At 59.7% G+C, this 3,535-nt stretch carries 4 protein-coding genes; 1 reads left to right on the forward strand and 3 read right to left on the reverse strand.

Going from position 1 to position 3,535, the window contains the following annotated elements:
* Window positions 1-203: hypothetical protein (locus ABI_RS25965; protein WP_211211172.1), on the reverse strand; the 203-nt coding region annotated here is incomplete at its 3' end.
* 29 nt (window positions 204-232) lie between these two features.
* On the opposite strand from ABI_RS25965, the gene ABI_RS14140 reads away from it, so the two are divergent.
* The gene (locus tag ABI_RS14140; RefSeq protein ID WP_006273699.1) at window positions 233-991 is read left to right on the forward strand and encodes a FadR/GntR family transcriptional regulator; all 759 of its coding nucleotides are present in this window, start codon (window positions 233-235) and stop codon (window positions 989-991) included.
* A 408-nt stretch (window positions 992-1,399) separates the two neighbouring features.
* On the opposite strand, the gene ABI_RS14145 is transcribed toward ABI_RS14140, so the two are convergent.
* Entirely contained in the window at window positions 1,400-2,608 is a 1,209-nt protein-coding gene (locus ABI_RS14145) for a glycosyltransferase family 4 protein (protein ID WP_006273700.1), read from the reverse strand.
* 334 nt (window positions 2,609-2,942) lie between these two features.
* The coding region (locus ABI_RS14150; RefSeq protein ID WP_040309279.1) for a glycoside hydrolase family 97 C-terminal domain-containing protein at window positions 2,943-3,535 on the reverse strand (593 nt) is incomplete at its 5' end.

A 3,535-nucleotide genomic window follows, 5' to 3' on the forward strand; every position in this document is an offset into this window, starting at 1 on the left:
CGCCTTATCTTGCAGGATGTGTCAGTCTTTTTGGGGGTTGGTATAAAGCGTATTCTGGTCTTCCCTGAGCAGCGGCCGGCGTTCATCGTCGGCCGTTTTTTTTCGTTGCCAACGGTCAGCCCTGGCTGACCGATTTTTTCGTTGCCAGAGGTCAGCCTGGGCTGGCCGATTTTTTCGTTGAAAGCGAAGGGGATAAAGGTCATACCTCTTAAGAATCATAGTTCCAGCGCCGATGTCCGAAACCAAAAAACTCTATCGTCAAATCGCCGATTCCATAGCTGCCGAAATCGAGTCCGGACGTTACAAGCCCGGCGACCGGCTGCCGACCGAGCGTGATCTGGCGGTGCAGTTCGGTGTGTCGCGCCCGACCCTGCGTGAAGCCCTGATCGCTCTGGAAATCTTAGGGATGATCGAAGCCAAGCACGGCCACGGCATCCTGGTTGTCGAAAACAAAGGCAAGGCGGCCCCCATCAGCGACTCCGAAATCGGCGCGTTCGAGTTGATCGAGGCGCGGCGGCTGTTCGAGGGCGAGGTTGCAGCAATGGCGGCGAGCCTGGTCCATGACGACCAGATCGAGGAACTGGAAAAGCTGGTTCGGTCAATGGACGATCCCGACCCGGCCAAGGCCGAAGCGGCCGACCGCGAATTCCATATCAGCATCGCCAACATCACCGGCAACGGCGCCATGGTTGCCTGCGTCGAGAACCTGTGGGACTGGCGTTATCGCTCTCCCCTGGCCAAGACCATCCTGGCGCGGGCGGCGGATCTGGGCATGAAGCAGCGCATCGACGAGCATACGGGGATCATGAATGCGCTGAAGGCGCGTTCGGCGGTTCAGGCGCGCCAGGCCATGCACGACCATATGGACCGGGTGATCGAGCATCTTTTGAATGCCACCGAGGTTCTGGCGGTCGAGAACGCCAAACAGGCCAGCCATGAGCGCCGCAAGGTGATGAGCCACCGTTTCAGGGCACTGTCGTCGGGCGGGTAGTCTTCGCCGCCGGTATAATCAAACGACGGAACACACGAAAAGAAGCGGAATTCCGGTTGCGGCACCTCCTGCGCGAAGCGCTTCAATAGATTCAAGGTTCATGTGGTGCACCTGTGTATCCTCACCCGGAATTCGGTGACTTCCGTGCACGCCGCCACCGGCGGCGCTTCGGTGTTTTCCGTGTTCCTCTTATAAGCCTCCGGTTTATCTAAGGCTTTTAAGAGAAACACGGAATACACGGAGGCCGCTGCGCGGCGACACTGAAAACACGGAATTCAGGTTGCTCTCATACCTATGCTTCAAGTCATACCATCAGTGGGAAGGCGCTTCGCGCGGGAGGTGCCGGAACCGGAATTCCGTTTCTTTCCGCCTCTATCCGTGTGTTCCGTCGTTTGATTCTACCGGCCCCTACCAGTCCTTGCCCGTCGCCTCGCGGAACAGACCGAGCTGCTTTTCCAGGCACAACGGCAGGGCATAGTTATCGACGATCGTCGCCCGAGCATTGTCGCGCAGGCGCTGCTTGTCCGGATACTCCATTGCCGCCAGCACATCGTCGGCTACCTTGGCCGGATCGAAGAAGTCGGTGAACAGCCCGTTCTCCTTGTCGCGCACGACCTCCAGCACCGGCGTGGTGTTCGACGCCACGATGAAACAGCCCATCGACAGGGCCTCCATCAGCGACCACGACAATACGAACGGATAGGTCAGGTACAGGTGCAAAGATGAGATACTCAGGACCGACAGATATTCACCATAGGTCCGCTGACCCAGGAAATGCACACGGCCTTCCGGCAGTTCGACCTCTTCCAGCATCTTCTCGCGCCACTTGGTGTTGGAGCCGCCAACGCCGTAGGACACCTCATCGCCGCCCATGACCAGGACCGTGGCGTTGGGCCGACCCTTTAGGATGGCCGGAAGCGCGCGCATGAAGGTCGGGAATCCCCGCACCGGCTCGAGATTACGCGCCACATAGGTGATGACCTCGTCGTCCTTCGTCAGGACACGGCCATCGTCCAGCGTGAAGCTGGCATTCGGGTTGCGCTTGACGTGTTCGACATCGATGCCGTCGAAAACAGTCCGGATATTCTTGCGCGCCCATTCCGGATAGGTCGATCTCTGCCATTCGGTGGCGCTCCAGCCCAGGTCGGCAATGGAATGGGCGATATGCAGGTGGGAATTCGATATCCGCAAATGACAGGCGCCGTTCAGGGTCTGGGGCTTTTCCGGATCGAAGCTGGTCATCGGGCCGTCGGGCTCAAAGAAATATTCGCTATAGGAGATCAACGGCGATTTCGGGAAGATGTCCTTCAGGAACAGGGTCTCACCCCAGCCCGGATGGCCGACCATCAGGTCGGGTATAAAGCCCTTGGCTTCCAATTGCTGACACACCCGCACCACGGCCTGGCCGTGCAGAACGGCGTCTTCGACGCTGCGCAGATAGGGATGAGTTTCCTTCTTGACCTCGCGCGTTGCCGGATAGGTCAGCCGCACCACGCCCTTCAGTTCGCGGTCGTCGCGCCGCGTGATAAAGGCCACCTGATGGCCACGTTCGGCCAGATAGCGGGCAATGTGCTTGAACTGGCCCGGCATATTGCGGTGGACGAACAGGGCTCTCATGCGCGTTTCCGGTTGTGGTTTTTGCGGTAACCCTGTCTAGGCGGGCAACCCGGCCGGGGCAAATGAAAAGTGGGTCCGCAGATTACACAGATGGAAGGGGATTAAGGGGCGCTACGCGCCAGAGAAAATCTGAGAAAATCTGTGAAATCTGTGGATCCCCTTTTGCGAAATATTCGCTTCGCGGACGGCAAAAAACGGATGCCGCACGGAGACGGCATCCGTGAAAGGTTGGTTCGGGGAAGGCCTTTTTAGCTCAAGCGCCGCATGGCTCGCGCAACTGTGCGCGGCGGGCAGTCGCCCTTGCCAAGGCGCAATGTGGCGCCTTGGAATAAGGCTACTTACGCTTTTTCGGTGCAGCGCCCTGGGGCACGAAGCGCACCGCCAGACCACCGCCGGGTGCCAGACGCGCCGGCAGGACATCGCCCGCCGTCACCGTTTTCTTCTCGATGACGATGTCGAAACGGGCACCGCCGCTGAGACCCGCTTTGGGACCATCGCGATAGATTTCCGCCGTATAGGTGCGGCCGGCGTCCAGGAAGCTCAACGGCACATCGAAGGTGCGGCCGTTCTCATCCGTAACTGACCCTAAGAACCAGGTCTCGGAATTGCGGTCCTTGCGGGCGATGGTGGCGAAGTCGCCCGGCTCCCCGTTCAGCACGCGCGTGTCGGACCAGTCGACCGCCACGTCCTTGATGAACTGGAACGGACCGGGATACTTGTCGTAGTTCTCGATCAGGTCAGCCGCCATCTGGATGGGCGAATAGATGACCACGTACAGGGCCAGTTGACGCGCCTGGGTCGAGGCGATCTCCTGGTTATTGCCCTGCAGACTCAGCACGCCCGGCGTATAGTCCATCGGCCCGGCCAGCATGCGGGTGAAGACCAGTTCGGAGTCGTGCTCCGGCGCATTGGGTGGCGAGCCCCAGG

The organism is Asticcacaulis biprosthecium C19 (assembly GCF_000204015.1).
Lineage (GTDB): Bacteria > Pseudomonadota > Alphaproteobacteria > Caulobacterales > Caulobacteraceae > Asticcacaulis > Asticcacaulis biprosthecius.